Origin of the sequence: Enterococcus sp. DIV0421 (genome assembly GCF_051713745.1) — a bacterium.
Taxonomy (GTDB): Bacteria; Bacillota; Bacilli; order Lactobacillales; family Enterococcaceae; genus Enterococcus_D; species Enterococcus_D casseliflavus.
Map to the genome: position 1 here is coordinate 766,134 of NZ_JBIOQM010000001.1, position 20,430 is coordinate 786,563.

A 20,430-nucleotide genomic window follows, 5' to 3' on the forward strand; every position below is an offset into this window, starting at 1 on the left:
ACCAAAGAAGACCATGCTTAAGGCTGGTCTTTTTTGGTTATCAGAACAACGGACCCCTTATACCACTAACTGCTCATAAACATTGTCGTCATAAGAAGCGCTTGCTTTAACCTAAAAAAACAGCCCGCTGTTTCGTCGATTGGTTGACGAAATTGCGGGCTGTCCTGCTAGTGTCTTCTTGATGATTTTACGTTGGTTTGCGCTTATTCAAAAACGAATTGATTGTGATACAGTTCTGCATAAAAGCCGTCAGCCGCCACCAATTGATGGTGATTGCCTTCTTCAATGACTTTGCCATCCTTCAAGACAACGATGCGGTCGGCATTCAAAATCGTCTTCAAGCGATGGGCGATCACAAAACTGGTTCGACCTTTGATCGCTTCATCCATTGCTCGTTGAATTTTCGCTTCGGTCACGGTATCAACGTTACTGGTGGCTTCATCCAAAATCAACAATTCTGGATTGGTCAAAATCGTTCGGGCAATACTCATCAATTGTTTTTGACCAGTACTGAAAAGATTATTCTCTTCGGTGATCTCCGTGTCATAGCCTTTTTCCAACGTCATAACAAACTCATGGATATTGGCTTGTTTCGCTGCTGCAATGACTTCGGCTTCAGTCGCTTCTGGTTTCCCAAAAGCAATGTTTTCGCGAATCGTCCCTGAGAACAACACGGATTCTTGCAAAACGATTCCCACTTGAGAACGCAGCAGATCCAAGTCTAGCTCCCGGATGTCGATGCCGTCAAAGGTCACAGAACCACCATTCACATCATAGAAGCGATTCAACAGGTTCATGATGGTCGTTTTTCCTGAACCCGTCGGTCCGACTAATGCGACCATTTCGCCTTTGTTGACTGTGATCGACACATCTTTTAGGACCAATTTTTGACTGTCATACCCAAAGTCCACATGATTCAAAGCAACCGCCTCTTTGATGCCCTTCACTTTGATCCCGTCTTTTGGTTTGACCTCATTGGGTTCATCAAACATTTCATTGATTCTGCGCGCACCGGTGATCGCCAATTGAATCATGCTGTAACCAGAAGAGATCTGCATCAATGGTTGGTAATACTGCTGCGAATACTGGACAAAGGTCACAACTAATCCTAAAGCAACGGAACGTTCTAAGTCACCGTTCAATGCTAACCAGCCACCAAAGAAAATCACGATTGCCGTGTTCAACAAGGACATCCCTTGCATCAATGGGAAAAGCAGCCCCGAGTAGACTTGCCCTTTGTAGGTAGCTTCGCGGACTTGTTGGTTGTGGACCAGAAAACCGTCGATGGTTTCTTCTTGCAGTCCATTGGTGATGATGATTCGTTGACCACTGATTTTTTCATCAATATAGCCGTTTAATTTTCCGACTTCATCTTGCTGCAGATCGACATATTTGCGGGCTTTTTGGATCACGATCACCGCGATTAAGACCGCAATCGGGGTAGAAGCAATCGTTGCCCATGCCAATTCAACGTTTTGACGGAACATCATGATCAAGATCCCCACCATTAAGACTACATTGGTCAGCACTTGCAACAATGCTTGGTTCAGACTGTTTTGGATGTTATCCAAGTCACTGGTAAAACGGCTCAAAATATCACCGTCTTGATGAGAATCAAAGAATTTGATCGTCAATTTTTCCAGTTTATTAAACAAACCGATCCGCATTCTGTTGGTTGATTTCCCTACCACTTGCGTGAACAAGATACTATAAACAAAATTGGCTGCACTGGCTAAGACATAAAAAATCAACAGTTTCCAAATGATCGATAGAAAAGCTGATTTATCATCGACCCCTTGCATCAAACCACCAACATAATTCGCCAACTCTTGGAACGCTTCTCCGACAAAGACTGGCGCTTGCACTTGCAGATACGTTGCCAGAATCACCGTCACAAAAATGAATAGAAACGACCACTTGTATTGTTTTAAGTAATGGTAGAAAAATTTACTCGCTTTGAACAAATCTGTCATGGTTACTCCTCTCCTTTCTGTGTTGCGAAGATTTCTTGATAGATGGCATTGTTATTGGCTAAAAATTCATGGCTTCCTTCACCAACCAGACGTCCATTATCTAAAACGAAGATGCGGTCGGCTTTCACAACAGAGGCAATCTTTTGCGCGATGATGATCGTTGTCGTGTCTTTTAATTGTTTTTCAAACGCTTCGCGAACCAATTTTTCCGAACGAGCATCTAATGCACTCGTACTATCATCCAAAATCAAAATTTTCGGTTCACCGATCACTCCTCGAGAAATCGATAAGCGTTGCTTTTGCCCTCCAGAAAAATTGCTGCTGCGCTCGGAGACCGGCGCTTCAAACCCAGCGGTCAATTTTTGAATAAATTCACTGGCTTGGGCGATTTCCGTTGCGCGAGACATCTCAGATTCTGAGGCGTCTTTTTTCCCTTGCCGCAAGTTTTGGGCAATCGTTCCTGAAAAGAGGATCGCTTTTTGCAAGACAAAAGCGACCGTTTTACGCAAGCTTTGTTCATTGACTTCTTTCAAGTCAACGCCGCCAACTCGCACGACACCTTCCGTTGGGTCAAACAAACGGGGAATCAGCTGCGCCAGTGTTGATTTGCCGGCACCAGTCGCCCCTACGATCCCAATCATTTCGCCAGGTTTGATGGTAAAACTGATAGCCGTTAGGGCATTTTTTTCATCCCCAGGGTAACGGAAACTGACGTTTTCAAAAGCGACACTTCCAGACAACTCTTGTTCTGGGACATCTTGGTATTGCAGATCCGGTTCGGTATCTAGAATCTCTTTGATCCGTTTTAGCGAAACTGCAGCCCGCGATGTCATCATCATCATCATGCCGCCGATAATGATCGCCATCATAATTTGCATCAAATAATTCATGAATGAGGCAATTCCCCCAATCAAGGTTGGATCATCTTTCGCTAGATCACTGACAAAGAAGATCGCGCCGACGACGGCTAAGTTGGCTGCCAGCATAAAGGAGGGGATCATTACAGAGAACAAGGTTCCTACGATAATATTATGCTTCGTTAACGTTTCACTGACTTTGGAAAAGCCTTGTAGCTGGTTTTCTTCTTGAACAAAAGATTTCACCACACGAATCCCCATCAAATTTTCTTTGGCAATCCCATTGATTTTGTCGATCAAGTTCTGGATGATCATAAAGTGTTTGCCCATCCGTGTAAAGGAGAGTGCCGTAATCACTAGGACAGCGATAATTAGTAAGACGATGATCCACCAAAGTTGCGGCATGGTTGTCATCGCCAAAATGAAGGCACCGATAAATAAGAACGGGATGCGAAACAACGATTGCAACGAGATCATCACTAAGTTTTGAATTTGCGTGATGTCATTGGTCAAGCGCACCACTAGGTTTCCTGCCGAGAAGGTTTCGATATTACCAAATGAGAATGTCTGGATTTTCCGAAACATCTCTTCCCGAATATCGGCACTAACGCCTTGCGCCACTTTCGCAGAAAAAATCGTGTTGATAATCCCTGCAACAAGGCCTAGCAATGCTAGCCCAATCAGCTGCACACCAATTTTTTTCATTTCATCATTGTTTTCGGTAATAATTGATTCTAGCACTTGCTGCAAGAGCTTCGGCTGCCATAATGCAGCAACGACCATTAAAATGACCGATAATAAGGCAATGCCGGTTGCCGCTTTGTACTTTTTGACATGGCGTAAGACCAGATCCATATACGTACCACTCCTTTGTGTTTAGCAGAAAAGACTGCCAAAAAATTTCGGTTGCACAACAATTTACCATGGATCACGACGGGAAACAAGCGAACAAATAAAACAAAAAGAGCTTTCATGAAAGCTCTTTGAAAATATTGCATAAATGTTGTCGAAAATAACGAATAGTAAAGGGATTATGATGCTCCTCGATACTGGTTTGATTATTTTTTGTCGCTAAATCTTTGACTTACGATTCGCTGTTTTCCAGCTCACTTTTTTGTTTTTTTGTCAGTTTTTGTTTGACTAAATCGTAGGAAACCAAAATCATTTGTTCGATGTTTTCTTCCATCAAGGCATCAGATGCCAACTTGATGGTATTCCAATGGGTCTTATTGGCATAATACCCTGGAATGATCACGTCAGGAAATTGCTCTCGCAGCGTTTCGTTGACCTCGGGCAGATTTTTCAAAGTCAAAAACGCTGTTTCTTCTGGTTGTGGACTCATGATTCCAAACTGCTTTCCTACTAAATCAAAGTAGATTGCATCTCAATCTTCGCGATAATAGACTTTGGCTCCCGGCAAGCCTTCCCCAAATGCTTGAAATCGCTGCATTTTTTTTGCAATTTTTTCTTCAATCGATGTACTCATTGTGTTTCCCCCACTTTCTGCTATCAAAATCGCCATTTTCTGTCTCAGTTTTGACAGATTGAATCGCTTTCTGCTCTATTTCCTACTATTATATATGGTTGTCGTGGAAAAAGGGATTTTTTATCAGTGGCATGTCGACTGATAATGACGTTACATGCAGCTGTAAGCGGCGTTACATTCATTCACCTTTCTCAGAAGACACAAAAAAGCCCTCATCAGCGAGTAAGTTGTACTCGCCAATAAGGGCAATTGATTACTAGATGTCACGGACAAGATTCATTTGAGAATCTTAGTACCAACCATTTGCTTCCCAGAATGCTTTGGCAGCAGACCAAGAACCATAACGTGATGCAACATATTCATCGGCAACCTTTTCTTGGTTAGCAGCTGAATAGTCACCATTTAAGTAAGAGTTGGTTAATTGGTAACGGCCATAGTATTGTCCGTTTGTCGCTGTGTAAGAACCACCAGATTCTTTGTTGGCGATCCATTCTTTTGCTGAAGCTTCTGAGCCGCTAGCTGAAGAGCTGTAGCTTGAGCTGCTTTGTGTGCTTGCAGCAGATTGTGTGTTGCTTGATTGTGAAGCTGCTGGTTCACTTGGTTGTTGTACACTTGCTGCAGCAGTCGTGCTTGCAGATTCTGTATAAGTTGCAGTGCCATCTGTAGGGATGATCAATGCTTCCCCAACAAAAATCAAGTTTTTATCAGCAATCTCGTTTGCTTCAACGATCGCATTGATCGTATCATCAGAGCTATAACCATAAAAGTTAGTAGCGATTGTTGATAAAGTATCACCAGATTGAACAGTGTATTGTTCGTCTGCAAAGGCGTCTTTCCCACCTAAGAAAAGGCCGAAACCGGCAAGGACAGCTGTACTAAGTAAAACAGTTTTTAAAGACTTCATATAATTAAATCTCCTTCTTTGAAACTCATTTTGCGTCATTTGAGATGACTCAAGCGCATAAACAAGTCTAACATCGAAGAATATTTCATAGGTAAAGAATTCATTACAGATGATTACGAAAACGACAGTTGCCTTACGTTTCGTAAGAATTTGAGAATCCTATCATATCAAGCTTTACTCTGTTGTAATTTTTAACATTACAGTTATTTTGTTTTCAGGTAAACCAGTTAACCTTAGAAAACCTTTCCTATATTACAAAAAACCCTCTTTTTACACAGGATTGTAACAAAAGAAGGAACGAGACAAGGTCTCATTCCTCATTTACTTTCTATTTTTTCTTCACTGGGATCAATTTATTCATGACGATCGCCGCAATAGCGCTTAAAGCAATCGGTGAATCTAATAAATATTGTAAGAATTGAGGCGCAGATTCTTTGATTTCTGCTGGCATAAACAACAAGCCGATGGCAATAATCAACGGTACCCCGATAATATACAACTCCCGCTCGGAAAACTCTTCATTCTTAATGACCCGAAAGCCGCTCAACAAAATAATGACGCAGACGACCGCGAACACGCCGCCGATGACAGCAGAAGGTACTGCGTGAATCAAGGCTGAAAGTTTTCCCATGAAGGACAATAGGATAAACCAAATGGACGCCATCACAAAGACTTTTTTACTAGCAACCCCTGTGATCGAAATGATCCCTGCATTGGTAGAATAACCAGTTACAGGGGTCGTTCCAACTAAGGCGGCAACCAAGCAGCCTAACCCTTCACCGATCACGCCTTTATTGATCTGTTCATCCGTAACAGGTTCTTCTGTCACAGAACTGACCGCGTACCAAGTTCCTGTTGTTTCTGCTAGGAGAACCATATAGATCACTAGCATCGTTAAGATCGCTGAAACATCAAAATGCAGGCCATAGTTTAGAAATACCAGTTTTGGCAGACTAAAGAAAGAAGCATCCGCCACCGACTGAAAATCAACGCCTCCCATAAAGGAAGCAATCACGGTACCGATAACCAAAGCAATAATGACCGAACTGATTCGGAAGTATTTTCCCATTCCTGGAAAATAATCGCCTAACATGGAAAACAAGATCAAAATCGCCGCAGTAATCGCAGCTAGCAACATGTTTTGATTGGCACTTAGTGTTTCAGTGGCAGGATAGATATTGCTAGTAAATGCCGTTGGCAGCAGCGTCAAACCAACGATCATGATGATCGTTCCACTGACGATCGTAGGAATAAAATGACGAACGATATACTTATAGATGCCAGTAAAACCTAGTAAAATGACTGCCGCGGCACCAACAATGCTGGCACCTAACACCGTGTCCATGCCGTTGGCACCAAAATAAATACCGATGATCGCTCCAACGGGTACAAAGGATGGTCCTTGACATACGGGTAATTTCAAGAAAAAGAGGACTTGGATCAAAGAAGCGATCCCTGCTCCTAAAAAGGTCGATTGGATCAAACCTGATGCGTCTGAAGAGGACATCGCCACCGCGGTTGCGATAATAAATGGCGGCACATACACGTCCATTGCCAACACATGCTGTAATCCTAAAAGTACTGCTTGACCAAAGGGAATGTCTTCGTTCATTCCGATCGTTAAATGTTTGTTTTTCGTTGATTCCACTGTCTCATTCTCCTCATTTTTCGTGTACTTTTTTTCCTTGGACCCAGACTTGGCGAATATTTTGCATCGTTGCTAAGTACAGGATTTTTTGTAATCTTGCTTCGGGTGAAGTAAACACACCGAAGTCAGGCAAAGGATTTTCTTTTTGTCGCGTATCGATCACTTGCACATCAAACGCATACCCTTCTTTGATGACACCTACTGGTAATCTCAGTGCCTCACCGCCGCCTTTTGTCGCCAATGAGAACGCATCGATCACGGATATACGAGAATCAGCTACTCCTCGTGTGTTTTGAGGAAGCGTGACATCCACGCCATCTTCTAACATTCTCGAAGACATCACAGCTTGTTTGATGTTGTCATACAAACTCGGTGAAAAACCGCCGGAGATATCCGTTCCTAAACCAATCGTGACCCCTTGTTCTTTCAAGCGCTTGATTGGGATCACGCCATTGGCAAAGTAGGCATTTGAGATGGGACAGTGCGCAACTGCGGCGCCGGTTTCGACAAAACGAGCGCCGTCAGCTGGGCTGATGAAATTGCCATGAGCCATCACTGCTTTTTCACGCAACAAGCCAAAATCTTGCAGCACTTCGGTATCCGTTTTACCAAATCGTTCTTGAACAAAGTCATGTTCCCATTGCCCTTCACTGCAGTGGGTCTGAACATGAACATCATATTTTTCAGCCAATGCGCCTAACCCTGCCAAGCCTTCATCGGTACAGCTGGGGACAAATCGCGGAGTGACCACAGGATAAACGCCTTGTGGTGCGGTCTTTGCGATTGCTTGTACTTCTTGAATAAAACGTTCTGTATCCGCTAATGCCTCTTCTGTTGACGCGTCTCGATAAAAAGCAGGATTGGCTTGGGGATCGTCCATAACGACTTTTCCGACTAATCCCCGTTGACCAAGAGTGGCACAAGTCTTCGCCAATTGAAGGCTCGCTTCTAGATGGATCGTTGCAAAATAAAGAACCGTTGTCGTTCCTCTTGCCAATAGCTGTGCCACCAAATCTTGATAGACAGCTTTGGCAAATGCTGGATCGGCATATTTTGCCTCCAGCGGAAACGTGCATTCATCTAACCAGACATTTAACGGTTCATCTAACGCGATCCCTGCTTGCGGCCATTGTGGGGCGTGGACATGCAGATCGACAAATCCTGGTAAAAAGCACTGGCCTTCGGATAAAGCCTGAAGATTCTCTGATGCTTTTGCCAGCTCTACCTCATACCCTTGATCTGTTTTGGCAGTAACTTTCGTGATAATCCCTGCGTCATCGACTTGAATCAAAGCTTCTTCTATATATTCTAGTTTTCCATCAGTTGGAGTATGGAAAACATCTCCTTTAAAATAGCGAATGGTTGCCATTTGTTTGATTTCCCCCGTTCTCTAAGACATTGTCAGGAAAAAGCCGTTCATTTAATGTTCCTTTTTCACTAACACGATGTTCTTATTTTAACGCTATTCGAAAATAGTGCAATAAAATTCACTATCATAAAGGAAGATAAAACGCTGAACGTTCGGTTTTTATGCGATTTCAAAAAAAGACACCGTCTAGAAATAAGACAGTGTCTGCTTTTTGAGAATATTCGCTTGGTTTATCTATAACTAAGGCGTTACCTAAACTAGACTAACGGTCAGGGTTTTTCCGAGGGCGGAAGCAAGTTTGGATAATGTTTCGAAACTTGTATTATCCCCTCTCTCAATACGTGCAATGGTTGACTGAGGAACAGCGGCGAGCTCTGCAAGTTCTCTTTGTGTGAGTCCTGCACTTTCTCGCGCTTTCATCAATGCTACAGCACTAGCAAGTTTCGCTTTTTCAGCTTCATATTCAGCTTTGAATTCAGTGTCTTTCATTTTTTCTTTTAAAAAATCATTGAATTTAACTGTTGGCATCTTTGATCTCCTCCTCAAATTCTTTTCGGATCTCTATCGCTTTTGCTATTTCTTGAATTGGCGTCTTCTGCGTTTTCTTGGTGAAACCATGGGTAATAATGAATTTAGAACCTAGCCAATGAAAATATAAAGCTCTTTGAATGTTTCCTCCTATTCCTGATCTCAGCTCAAATAGGTTATCTCCCAGTTTTTTCACCCATTTCATTTTTTGAGCGATCAGTATTCCATGTTCTTCCACATTCGCAATGACTGCTAACATTTTTTTCTGGTCTTTCTCAGGTAACTGTTCAAAAAACTCAATAAATTCATTGTGTCCATTTGGTCGCTCATAAAACTCAAACTTAGGTTTGTCCATACACAAATGATAGCATATATGCTATCATTTGTCGATTCAAGTTACCGTTCATTATTCTTTCTTAGACTTTATTCCCTATAATTGGTTTCATCTTTTTTCTAGTTGATACAAAACTACTTAACATTCTCTTTGTCGATTACACCGAATCAACTCCAAATCATTTCTCCATCATTTCTCTTTACGATTCCTACGAAAAACCACCAGTCCGCCTACTAGCAAACAGATTACTCCTGCAATCGATCCCCATTTTGCTGGCTCTAAAAAGCTTTGGATCCTTGAGGTCTGATTCGTTGCCGTCGTTCCTGATAGCTGAAACAAGAAAGCCAGCGGCTGATGTTCAAAACGAAGAATGACGAACAGGAGTGTCATCAAAAGAAATTGATGTACCAGACTCCCTTTGTTTTGTGTGGCATACTTGGCTAAACTCTGCTGCTCAATTGCTTCCGGTTTTGCCGCCAAATACTGTTTCGTAAGCCATTGATTCAATCCCGCATTAAAGAAGCTAATGACGAATAAACTTATTGGAATCAGTGTGTCGCTGCTGAACAGAAGAACACCTGCCATCAGCCCAAGTAAATATGTTGGTACCAGCTGCTTTTCTAAACGATGAGCAAGTTTTCCTCCGAGAAACATGGCACCAAAAAGGCCCAGTGCATATGGTAAGTAAACGTGAGTGCTTAGCGCTTGTGCTCCAAATCGACCGGTAACATACACCGAGCCGAAAAGAAAAAGAAAGTTACCGATCACTCCCCGAATAAAGGTGAGAATGTTCAAGTGAAGCGGCTGTCTCCACGACTTACTGCGTTTCGTTAAAGTGATCAGCATCAAAGTAAAGAGAAACAAGAAACCAGTGATCGCCCATTCAAACAGGGCATTCGACTTGATCAGCCTTGCTGCTCGCAAGCCAAACAGTAAGAGAAAGAAAAAGAAATACAACAAAAACTGCTTGTTGAATAACTGGTTGCGCTGCATCAACGGTCTTTTTGGGAGGTTGTTGACGGTTTGGCTACTCTTAGCTGCCAGCACAAAGAGTGCAAAATAACTGCCAAATAGGCCAATGCCTTGAAGGTCATCAGGCAACCGTAAGGCAAAGAGTAAAACGAAAAGAAAGAACAGCGCCTCCTTCCAATCATTTTTCAGCGGCTGTTCAGTGAGCTTGACTTTTTGGCGTACCATCAGGTCAGCTGGCGGCAGCCAAGAAGCACTGATCCCCAACAAACTAGCAGCTGGCAAGAGTGCAGCGCTCCACCAAGTGCTCAAAATACCCACCAATGCGCCGGCGCCGCCGATCAAGACACTGGCTGCTAACAATGATGGTGCGAAAAGCGCCGTAAGCGTCTGTAAGAAAAAGACCCCTGTCATGCGAAAGGTATAAAAGAGCGCAAAGGCTAATGCTGCACTTAGCGACTGCTCTTTGCTCAAAGATAAAAAATAAAGATACGGGATGATCGTGATCGTATTGCTGATGATCAAAAGTGCGGTATGGGATTTTTTGTATATCATCTAAATTCCTCTACTATTGATTGTAGTCTTATTATTTTTTCTATTCTTGATAGTAGATAGTCATTATAAGCAAGTCCTCTATTTAATCCAAAGGCCATTCCTATCCTCCACCACCTTTAATTTACTATTCGGCTGTAACTGGCATTCGATTTCTCCCCCTTGAAGCTTCACTCTGATTGCTTCTTGCTGATAAGTGATCGTAAAGGTCAGTGATTCGATTTTCTGTGGCAAATGATTCGCCAAGTGAAGTCCGCGATCATAGGTCAGACCAGCAAAACCATAAATCAAACTCAACCAGCTGCCGCCCATATTGGCAGCATGAACACCGTCTACAACATTCTTTTGCAAATCATTGAGATCCATCAGTGCGGTATCCATGAAGTAGCGATACGCTTTTTCAGTGTCGCCGATTCGGCTAGCCATCACACTAAAGATTGAACGAGACAACGAGGAGTCATGGGTCGTCACCTGCTCGTAATAGTCATAGTCTCTTGTTAATTGATCTGCTGAAAATTCATGGGTAAACAGCATCTCTGCTAAAACCGTATCTGCTTGCTTGCATACTTGATACTTATAAATGATCATTGGATGATAGTGAAGCAGAAGCGGATAATTCTCAGCAGGTGTTTCCTCAAATGGCCACAGCGCTTGATCTAAGAAGGAATCATCTTGTTTCGTTAGCTGCCGCTCTTCATCGTAACCGAAGTACATCAGGTCAGCTGCTTTTTCCCAATCGGCAATCAATTCTTGATAGACATGGTATCGTTTGGCCAATTCGACCGCATAGCGTAAGTTATTTTGTACCATTTTGTTTGTATAAAAATTGTTGTTTACCAAAGCGCTGTATTCGTCTGGTCCTGTCACTCCATGAATACAAAACCGCTCTTGTCCTTCTTTTACAACAAACGTGCCATAATGAAACCAGAATTTCGCTGTTTCAAAAACGACTTCTTGACCAATTTCTTCAATAAAGGGTTGATCACCCGTGATACGTTCATATAATTGAAAGCCATAAACGATATCGGCATTGATATGCAGCTGTGCTGTACCTGCTGGATAATAGGCACTCGTTTCATTACCGTCAATCGTACGCCAAGCAAACAATGCCCCAGCTTGATTCAATTCTTTTGCTCGTTTTTTGGCTTGCGGCAAAATACTTGCACGATAGGAAAGCAAGCTTTTGGCTATCTCGGGGTTCGTATAAATGAAGAAAGGCAGTAGATACATTTCTGTATCCCAAAAATAATGTCCTTCATATCCTTCACCCGTAAGCCCTTTTGCGGCGAAATTCGTTTTCCCATCCCGCCCTGCACCTTGGTTCAAATGAAACAAATTGAAACGGATCCCTTTTTGCAAATAGTCATCACCCACAATTTGAATATCGCTGGCTTGCCAGAAAGATTGATAGTAATCCGCTTGTTCTTTTAATAAGACAGAAAACTTGTCGACGCTCTGCTGAAATGGTGTCTCACCAATCCTTTGCAACAATTTGACCTGAAAAATCGAAGTTGACGGTTCTCCAACAGTCAAATGCTGCTTTTCTTGATGTAGCTGAATAGCGATTTTCTTTTGACTATTTGGTGCTGTCCATACTTGGTATGCGCCCATTTGTTCTTTTTCCAATTGATGATTCTTACTGGCAACTCGAGGATCATCTGTTTTATTGACAGAGAATTGCTGATTTAATGTGTGGGAGAGTTCGATCGGTTCTGAAAAATCGGCTGTTATCACTTCATAGCGACAAACATAGAGTTCACTGCGCGTCATTGACGCAAACGAAGTTAACCCCAACTCAAAAGACTTTCCAGTCGGAGTAGTGATCTGGTAACTTTCCGTTAGAACCCCATCAGCTAATTTAAGACTCATTTGGGTTCGTTCGACTTGCCATTCCTCAACCGAAGAATCCTCCTCGCCGATTTTCAAAATAACTCCACGCAAGTTGGGCAGTTTGCAAATCGTTTGATGTTCTTTTGCATACCCATAAGCCCATTCGCCATACTGAATCGGCTCGCTGTCAAAAAAGCCGTTGACAAACGCCCCAGGATTTCCTGGATACAGTTGATTGACCTTCAAAGGATGCCCTGCACGGACGCCGATTTGCCCATTTCCTAAAGCGAACAATGTTTCTAGATACTCCATTTTCTGATGGGACAGCTCATCAGCTGTCAATAGAAAGTCGTTTTTCTTCATCCTTTATCCTCCAAGTCTTTTGGTTTATTCCTCGTTATCTTCACTTAGTTTCTATCCTACACTTCTAGCCAATGATTGCAAGGCTCAGCACTTCGTCCTTTTGCCACAAGCATCTCTTTAGAGCCGAGCAGCGAATGTATGATACCATGAAGCAAACACGAAAGAAGGCGATTTCTTGGATTTATGGCTTACAAATGTACAACTTGAGACGAGTTATTTAAAAGAAGGCGATTGGTCTTATGGAACCAAAACAGAAAATACAGCAATCGGGATCAATGATGGAAAAATAGCGGAAATCGTGCCGATGACCGAATGGCAGGCATCAAGCGAAGCGACGATCATTGATGGGGAAAATCAGTTATTGTTGCCAGGATTGATCGAAAAACATTGTCATTTGGACAAAAGTAAATTAGGTACTCCTTGGCGTCCAGTAACGCCGGCAGCTAGCTTGGTGGAACGATTTGAAACTGAGATTCCCCAATTAGATGCCTTGCCGTTATCGATCAAAGAACGCGGACAAGCGCTGATTGATTTAGAACTACCTCACGGTGCGGTGATGTTCCGCTCACATATCGATATTGAACCAATGACTCAGCTGCGTTATTTTGATGCGATCACTGAATTCGTTGCCGAACAGCCTTTTGGCTCGGAGTTGGTCTTATTTCCCCAACATGGCTTGCTGCGCTCAGATGCTGCTTCCTTAATTGAAGAAGCCTTAGCAACGGGCAAAGCATCTTTTATTGGCGGTGTTGATCCTTATACACTCGATCAAGATTACCAGGCTTCCTTACGGACAACTTTTGAACTTGCTCAAAAAGGACATGTCGGGATTGACCTCCATCTTCATGATCGGCAAGAAGCTGGCAGAGCGACCGTCAAAGAAATGATTCGTTTGACGAAGGAATTCAATATGCAAGGAAAAGTGGCGATCAGTCACGCCTTTGGTCTAAATGACTTTGAAGGCGCAGAACGCAAAGAAGTCTTTCAAGCGTTAGCAGATTTAGAGATCCATATCATTTCAAGTATTCCCATCAGCCCTGGCACGATTCCACCGCTTAAAGAATTGCAAAGCTATGGCGTTGCTATTCATATTGGTTGCGACAACGTCTATGATTCCTGGTCTTCTCTAGGAGATGGTTCTTTACAAGAAAAACTGGCGCGCTATTTAGAGATTTTTTCCGTCAAAAGTCAGGAAGACTTGACGCAAGCATTAGGTTTAGTCACGGATGGCAAAGTGCCATTGGATAAAAACGGTGCGCAGCAATGGCCTAAGGTTGGTGATTCGGCTGATTTCTTACTGACACCAGCTGCTTGTACGGCAGAATTTGTTGCCCGCAAAGGCTTCGTCAGCAAAAGTTTTTATCAAGGAACGGTTGTCTTTTCAGCTGAATAAACTATCTGATAACAACGAAAAGAAAAGCCATTGTCTGAACTCAGCAGACAATGGCTTATTTCTTTCGATCATTAAACGTTTCTCAAAAATTCCATTTTACCCAATCAGCAAATAATTCTGGCCAACGGACAACCGACGCTTCGATCCCGTGTTGATCGCTGTTGGCGGTTTCTGGCGTTCCTAAACTTAACCCGTGACCGCCCCGAGGGAAAATGTGTAGCTCATAAGGTATATTAAATTTGCGCAGCTGTTCGGCAAAAAGGAGGCTGTTTTCCGCCAAGACTAATCCATCTTCTAACGTATGCCAAAGAAACGTTGGTGGTGTCTGTTCATTGACTAAAGTCTCTAAAGACAAGGCGGCTTTTTCTGTTTCGTAAAGATCTGCTAATAATGAACGGAAGGAATCTTGGTGCCCAAGTTCTCCACTAGATAATACTGGGTAGCTCAACAGTAACCCGTTAGGCCGCCATTCTTCATTGGCTCCTTGTAAAGCCTCTGCTAGAAAAGGTTGCTGCCAAGACACACCCAGATTAGCAGCTAAGTGACCACCAGCTGAAAAACCGGCAACAATGATTTTTTCAGGATCGACGTGCCAGACCTCATGATTGGTGCGGACAAGACGAACGGCAGCAGCCAATTCCTTTAAGGCTAACGGATAGACAGCCGGTTTGATACTATAATGCAACACAAAGGCTTGGAAACCAAAGCTCATCATTTTGATGGCAATGGGTTCCGCTTCACGATCCGATAACATTTCATAGCCGCCGCCAGGACAGATGATGACCGCCGGTCGGACACGATCTGGTTCCATTTCAGGAGAATTTTCCATGACATACGTGGTTAAACTGGCTTGGCTTTCTGGTAAAAGTGCGGTTCTTTTTTCATGTATCACGGGTTGCGCCTCATTTCATTGTAATTTTATAGACAATTGGTTGGTCGGTTTCAATTGGTTCAAAAGTTAGTTGCAAGCCTTCATCGGTCACTTGCCAATCAATAGGCTGTTCTTCGTGTCCTAGAATCGTCACGTTTTGGATGATGCCGTGAAATTCTGGTAGATTTTGATCTTTAGACTGGGCCAGTGCTTGGATCCTTGCGTGTCCATTCTCAGGACTTGCCATGCCAATAGCATACAACGAATCCCCCTGAACCGTAAAGCGGAAATCCTGGCTTGTGTATGTCGTCGCCTGTGCCTCTTGAAATTGGCCTGAGACAACGGTCGTGGGTCCTTCCCCAGCTTTGCGCCATGGTTTCGCTTCATAAATGGCTTCACCGTTTACATCCAGCCACGCACCGATTTCTTTTAAGATCGCTTGATCTTTTTCTGGGATCGAACCATCCCCTTTCGGCCCGATATTCAAAAGGAGATTGCCGTTTTTACTGACGACTTCGATCAAATCCTGTAAAATCTCACGCGTTGTTTTGTAATCCAACGTTGTGGTATAGCACCATGAATTACGAGCGATTGCTGTATCTGTTTGCCAGTAAAAAGGTTGTGGTTCGGCAAATTTTCCCCGTTCGATCTCCACAATACCACTACCAAACATCATGGCATCATGTTTGTAACAGATACCAACTTTTTTGCCCCATTCAGCCCCACGATTGTAATAGTAAGCAGCGAAAAGTTGCAAGTGCTCCTTGAAGGCTTCGTGTTGGATCCACCAATCAAAATACAGCAGCTCTGGTTGATAGTTGTCGACGAGTTCACAGGTTCGCAACAGCCAATCATCTAAAAACTCTTTTGAGGGATATGGCTCGCTATACAAATCTTGATTATCAGGTTCTGGCATAGCAGGCCAATAAAAGTCGCCTTTTTCTAACGGTTCCTTGATGTCGCTGTCGAATTCCTTACCGTGTCCCATAAAAAACCAATGTTCGGCGCGATGAGATGAGGTACAAAAATGCAGGTCTTGTTCCTCAGCTGCTTCTTTTAATTCCCCAAGAATATCTTTTTTCGGTCCCATAACTGTTGCATTCCATTCAGACAGCTCGCTTTTATACATCTGAAACCCATCGTGATGTTCTGCAACGGGAAAAAGATAATTGGCACCGGCTTGTTTGATCAAGCGAATCCATTCATTTACATCAAATTTTTCTGCGGTAAACATGGGAATAAAGTCTTTGTAGCCAAAGTTTTTTTGTGGGCCATAGGTTTCAATATGATGATCGTATTCCGGATGGCCTTTGATGTACATATTTCTGGAGTACCACTCGTTGTTAAATGCAGGAACACTGTACAATCCCCAATGAATGAAGACCCCAAATTTTGCTTTGGGGAACCATTCCGGTAGAACAAAAGCGCCCAATGACTGCCAATTTGGGAAAAAGGGGCCTTGATGCGCGACTTGTTTGATTTTTTCGATCGTGATCATGGATCATCCTCCTTGTGAAAAGCAGCGGATCACTGCTATTTTTTTTTCATACAGCTAGTATCGTTATCTAGTTTTACCTAAAAAGAAAGAGAGGCAAAAAACGTCAACTCGTTTTCTGCCAGACTTTCTTCTTATGCAATTTAAACAACAGGTTCGTACAGATTCGCTGTCATTTATTTCATAATCTCTTCTCTTGCTTTATTTTGATTCTCAGCATTTTCATTATCAACAGCCAAGACATCTTCATAACCTAAACCAATTGCGGTTTTCTGCATTTCATCTTTTAACTGTTCAAATTCTTCTTCGTTAGAAGCAAAGACCATTTTCCATGAGAATTCTTTGATCGTTGATCCGATCTGACTTCGTAGCGTAGAAATTTCAGAGCTATCTTCTGGGGTAACAAATGTAGCACCTGGTGCTACCATGATTTGATCATTTTCTTGTAAAAATTCGATAGCACTTGAAGCACCACCCATTTGAGACGACCAGTCTTCTTTCAATGCATTAGAAGTGGCTTCTGCATACGAATCCCATTGATTGAAATTATAAGGATAGCCCGTATTTGGGTTTTCATCGATCAGCAAGACAGAGTTGAAATTCAATGCTGAACCGCCGTCTTTATAACTGCCACCACCAAATTCTTCTGGTACATCTGCATCGCCATCGATCAATGCTTCTTTCCCGAAATCTGTTAATACGGGCGCACCATCTTCGCCGACTTCCCAAGTCAATCCTTCTGGACCGGAACCACCGACGGTTTGAGACGAATTCGCCATAATTCCTTCTGGGGAGTATAGCCAATCGATAAATTCAGAAATCCTTTGGGGATCATCTGCATTTGAACCGATGCCAATGAAAAGATTTCCACCGTTGACTTTAGCACCATCAGAATAATTTTTTTGATCCTTGATCGGTGCTAGCATGAACCCAACACCTTCATCCATATTTTTGGTCGTGTTGTAAGCAGATTGACCTAACCATGGGAACCACGAATACAAAACTTGGCCGCCTTGGAATTTTGAATAAAGAGTGTCATAATTTTGCGTCGTAGATTCAGGATCAACTAGCCCCATTTGATTTGCTTCATAATAAAACTTCAACGCACGCATATATTCTGAATCATCATCCAACAGCCCTTGTATATCACTACCATCAGCTCTCGCTAATGCATAACCTACTGTATTGTAGCCATACATTTGGGCTAATTGAACTGCATTTGACATGGAATCACCATCCCAATCGCTAAATAAAGAGAAGCTGTAGACGCGTTTACCATCTTCGGTTGTCCCTTTGGCTTCTTGCATTTGTTGAAGGATTGGAAGCAGATCTTCCAAGGTATTCATTTCTGGATAGCCGACTTCCTTATAAAGATCCCAGCGCAAGTAAGGCCCTACGTTCAAATCAAGTCCTTCAGAAGAAGTATCAGGAGCAGAAGTGGAAACTTCTGTTGGAAAACCATAAATTCCATCTTGTCCTTCATTCAAAAATTGGACAGCACCATCATACTGCTTTAAATTCTCCATCGATTCATACAATTCGGAGGATTCATACAGTAAGCCGCCTTGTACCAATTCATTGTACTCTTTTCCATTATTGATTATGATCAAATCACCTAAATCACCGGCTGCGGTACGAGTTTGATACAAGGTATCACCGTTACCTGCGACATTAGGCGCAATGATATTTAACTCAATATTGAACTTATCCTTAACTAATTCACCAAACCATCCGCCTTGGATGCCCATATAATTAGCAACGCTATTGTAGACATCGATCGTTAGTGTTTCACTGTTATCACTAGAACTCTCATTCGAAGATTCATTCGATGAACCGCAGGCAGCTAACCCGAGCAAGGCTCCCCCGCATACGAGACCCATTGCTGTTTTTTTCAACCATTTTTTGCTTTTCATTTGTTTTTCCCCTTCCTGTTTTGTTATTATCTACCCTTTGACCGCTCCTAGCATAATTCCTTTTACGAAGTATCGTTGGAAAAGCGGATAAATAAACATAATTGGTAACACTACGATCACTGAAACGGTCATCCGAATCGATGTCGGTGTTTGTGTCGTGGCTGCTGAGGCCACACTAGATAACGCACCGCCAGAATTTTTGACCATTTGGGCTAGTGAATTAGCTTGATTGATATAGGTATACAGCAAATATTGCAGTGAATAAAGGCTCTAATCGGTGATATAGATCAACGTATCTTGGAATGAATTCCACTGGGCGACTGCCGAAAAAATCGCAACAGTTGCTAAGATCGGCATACAGTTCGGCAAAATGACTTTGAAGAAAACTTGCAGAATGTTCGCTCCATCGATTTCAGCTGCTTCCTGTAACGATTTGGGAATCGATTCAATATAGGTTTTCACCAAAATGATATTAAACGGTTGAACGATCGCCGGCAAAATATAGACCCAAAAGTTATTTGTTAAGCCAAGGGTTTTCATGGTGATGAACATTGGGATCAGTCCTGCATTAAAGTACATGCTGATAATGATAAAGCGATACCAAAATTTTCTTTTCCACATTTTTTCTTGCGTGAACATGAAGCCGAGAAAAGCAGAAGCTAGTACTGTACAAGCCGTACCAATGACTGTTCGGGCAACCGATACGATGGCCGCAGCGGTCAATCCGCTTAATTGAAACACTTGCCGATAATTTTCAAAATGAATCCCTTTTGGTACAAACCGAACATCGCCTAATGCACTTAATTCGTTGTTGCTGATTGAATTAATGATTAGATAATAAAAGGGATAAGCGCAAATCAACGTGATCAAAACAAAAAATGTATAGTTTAAAATCGTAAATGCAGCATCGCCTTTGCTGCGCGCTTCTTTTGTTTTCTTTTTGGTTCGTTTTCGATTGAGATTTTCTGATAATTCCATGACTATCCCTCCTTAGATGATCGATGACCCTCTGATTTTCTTTGATGCAATATTAACGATTGCCAAAAGAGCGACGCTGACTAAGCTTTTCAACATACTGATGGCAGTTGCTAATGACAAGCTATTGCCGCCGAGACCGATATTATAGACATAGAGGTCCAGTACCTGGATCGTTTCTTTGTTAAAGGCATTTTGGAATACAAAGTACTGATCCATCCCGTTATTAAGCAAATTAGCAATCGACAACATCAACATGACTAAAAACGTAGGCATCAACGCTGGCAGCGTGATATGACGCATCAATTGGAAGCGGCTGGCGCCATCAATTCGCCCGGCTTCATACAATTCAGGATCGATCCCAGCAATCGCCGCTAAGTACATAATTGCTCCCCAGCCCAAACCTTTCCAGATGTTCCATAAACACATCATCAGCCACGTATGATTGCCGCTGTCTAAGAATTTGATTGGATCTGTGATCAGTCCCCACTCTTCAAGTAGTGTGTTCAATAGGCCCGTCGTAGAAAAGAGACTGAAAGCAATGGTATAAACCAACACCCAGCTAATAAAGTTGGGCAATGTAGTCAACGTCTGCACCAAACTTTTAAACCACTTCCATTTGACTTCATTTAAGAGAATTGCAAAAGCCACAGGGAAAATCGATGTAGCAATACCCAAAAAGCTCATCGCAAAAGTATTTTTCATGACTTGCACGATCTGTGCGACTTGCGTTTCACTTGAAATCAGCATGCGGAACCACTTTAATCCGACAAACTCACTTCCTGATAATCCTAACGCCGGCTTGTAATCAAACAATGAATAAATCCATCCGTGTAAAGGAAAATAAGCAAATAAAAATACTAAGCAAAGAAAAGGCAAGACGCAAAGGAACATGATCTTTCCTTCTCGATTTGCTCTCTTGCTGATAACCGGTTCTTTATTTCTTCCAATCTCCATTTTCATCCCCCTC

Annotated in this window: 16 protein-coding genes and 1 pseudogene; 1 reads left to right on the top strand and 16 read right to left on the bottom strand. The window is 42.6% G+C overall.

Annotation, left to right across the window (positions count from 1 at the left end; translation table 11 throughout):
* Positions 1-203: 203 nt before the first annotated feature.
* The 10 genes and pseudogenes from IGI96_RS03660 to IGI96_RS03705 form a co-directional block, all read right to left on the bottom strand.
* The gene (locus IGI96_RS03660; protein ID WP_086337929.1) at positions 204-1,973 is read right to left on the bottom strand and encodes an ABC transporter ATP-binding protein; all 1,770 of its coding nucleotides are present in this window, start codon (positions 1,971-1,973) and stop codon (positions 204-206) included.
* 2 nt (positions 1,974-1,975) lie between these two features.
* Positions 1,976-3,685 carry an ABC transporter ATP-binding protein gene (locus IGI96_RS03665; protein WP_060791424.1) on the bottom strand — a complete coding sequence of 570 codons (1,710 nt, stop codon included), beginning with the start codon at positions 3,683-3,685 and terminating at the stop codon, positions 1,976-1,978.
* Positions 3,686-3,914: 229 nt separating this feature from the next.
* Positions 3,915-4,352, bottom strand: a pseudogene (locus IGI96_RS03670) (MmcQ/YjbR family DNA-binding protein).
* Positions 4,353-4,605: 253 nt separating this feature from the next.
* Entirely contained in the window at positions 4,606-5,220 is a 615-nt protein-coding gene (locus tag IGI96_RS03675) for a LysM peptidoglycan-binding domain-containing protein (protein ID WP_005228480.1), read from the bottom strand.
* A 328-nt stretch (positions 5,221-5,548) separates the two neighbouring features.
* Positions 5,549-6,832, bottom strand: a complete 1,284-nt coding sequence (locus IGI96_RS03680) for a uracil-xanthine permease family protein (RefSeq protein WP_086338707.1) — start codon at positions 6,830-6,832, stop codon at positions 5,549-5,551.
* 49 nt (positions 6,833-6,881) lie between these two features.
* Positions 6,882-8,237, bottom strand: a complete 1,356-nt coding sequence (guaD, locus tag IGI96_RS03685) for a guanine deaminase (protein WP_086337928.1) — start codon at positions 8,235-8,237, stop codon at positions 6,882-6,884.
* A 252-nt stretch (positions 8,238-8,489) separates the two neighbouring features.
* Complete coding sequence (locus IGI96_RS03690; RefSeq protein WP_005228477.1) at positions 8,490-8,765, bottom strand: helix-turn-helix domain-containing protein; 276 nt, start codon at positions 8,763-8,765, stop codon at positions 8,490-8,492.
* Positions 8,752-9,120: a type II toxin-antitoxin system RelE/ParE family toxin gene (locus tag IGI96_RS03695; protein WP_060791427.1), complete on the bottom strand. Its 369-nt coding sequence runs from the start codon at positions 9,118-9,120 to the stop codon at positions 8,752-8,754. Before IGI96_RS03695 ends, IGI96_RS03690 begins: the two co-directional genes overlap by 14 nt.
* A 168-nt stretch (positions 9,121-9,288) precedes the next feature.
* Complete coding sequence (locus tag IGI96_RS03700) at positions 9,289-10,623, bottom strand: hypothetical protein (RefSeq protein ID WP_086337927.1); 1,335 nt, start codon at positions 10,621-10,623, stop codon at positions 9,289-9,291.
* 78 nt (positions 10,624-10,701) lie between these two features.
* A complete protein-coding gene (locus tag IGI96_RS03705) occupies positions 10,702-12,813 on the bottom strand; it encodes a glycoside hydrolase family 65 protein (protein WP_086337926.1) in 2,112 nt (703 codons plus the stop codon).
* A gap of 175 nt (positions 12,814-12,988) precedes the next feature.
* Here IGI96_RS03705 and IGI96_RS03710 point away from each other — a divergent pair, with 175 nt between their 5' ends.
* The gene (locus IGI96_RS03710) at positions 12,989-14,206 is read left to right on the top strand and encodes an amidohydrolase family protein (RefSeq protein ID WP_086337925.1); all 1,218 of its coding nucleotides are present in this window, start codon (positions 12,989-12,991) and stop codon (positions 14,204-14,206) included.
* Positions 14,207-14,288: 82 nt separating this feature from the next.
* Here the strand turns inward: IGI96_RS03710 and IGI96_RS03715 are convergent, their stop codons facing one another.
* From IGI96_RS03715 to IGI96_RS03740, 6 genes are all read right to left on the bottom strand, one after another.
* Positions 14,289-15,098 carry an alpha/beta hydrolase gene (locus IGI96_RS03715; protein ID WP_086337924.1) on the bottom strand — a complete coding sequence of 270 codons (810 nt, stop codon included), beginning with the start codon at positions 15,096-15,098 and terminating at the stop codon, positions 14,289-14,291.
* A 10-nt stretch (positions 15,099-15,108) separates the two neighbouring features.
* Positions 15,109-16,575 (bottom strand): alpha-L-fucosidase, encoded by a 1,467-nt coding sequence (locus tag IGI96_RS03720; protein WP_086337923.1) that lies wholly within the window; start codon positions 16,573-16,575, stop codon positions 15,109-15,111.
* Positions 16,576-16,748: 173 nt separating this feature from the next.
* On the bottom strand, positions 16,749-18,485 hold the full coding sequence (locus tag IGI96_RS03725) for an ABC transporter substrate-binding protein (protein ID WP_086337922.1): 1,737 nt from the start codon (positions 18,483-18,485) through the stop codon (positions 16,749-16,751).
* 30 nt (positions 18,486-18,515) lie between these two features.
* Positions 18,516-18,734 carry a hypothetical protein gene (locus IGI96_RS03730; RefSeq protein WP_438784829.1) on the bottom strand — a complete coding sequence of 73 codons (219 nt, stop codon included), beginning with the start codon at positions 18,732-18,734 and terminating at the stop codon, positions 18,516-18,518.
* A 21-nt stretch (positions 18,735-18,755) separates the two neighbouring features.
* Positions 18,756-19,463: a carbohydrate ABC transporter permease gene (locus IGI96_RS03735; protein WP_438784830.1), complete on the bottom strand. Its 708-nt coding sequence runs from the start codon at positions 19,461-19,463 to the stop codon at positions 18,756-18,758.
* A gap of 12 nt (positions 19,464-19,475) precedes the next feature.
* A complete protein-coding gene (locus IGI96_RS03740; RefSeq protein ID WP_015510289.1) occupies positions 19,476-20,417 on the bottom strand; it encodes an ABC transporter permease in 942 nt (313 codons plus the stop codon).
* Positions 20,418-20,430: the final 13 nt, after the last annotated feature.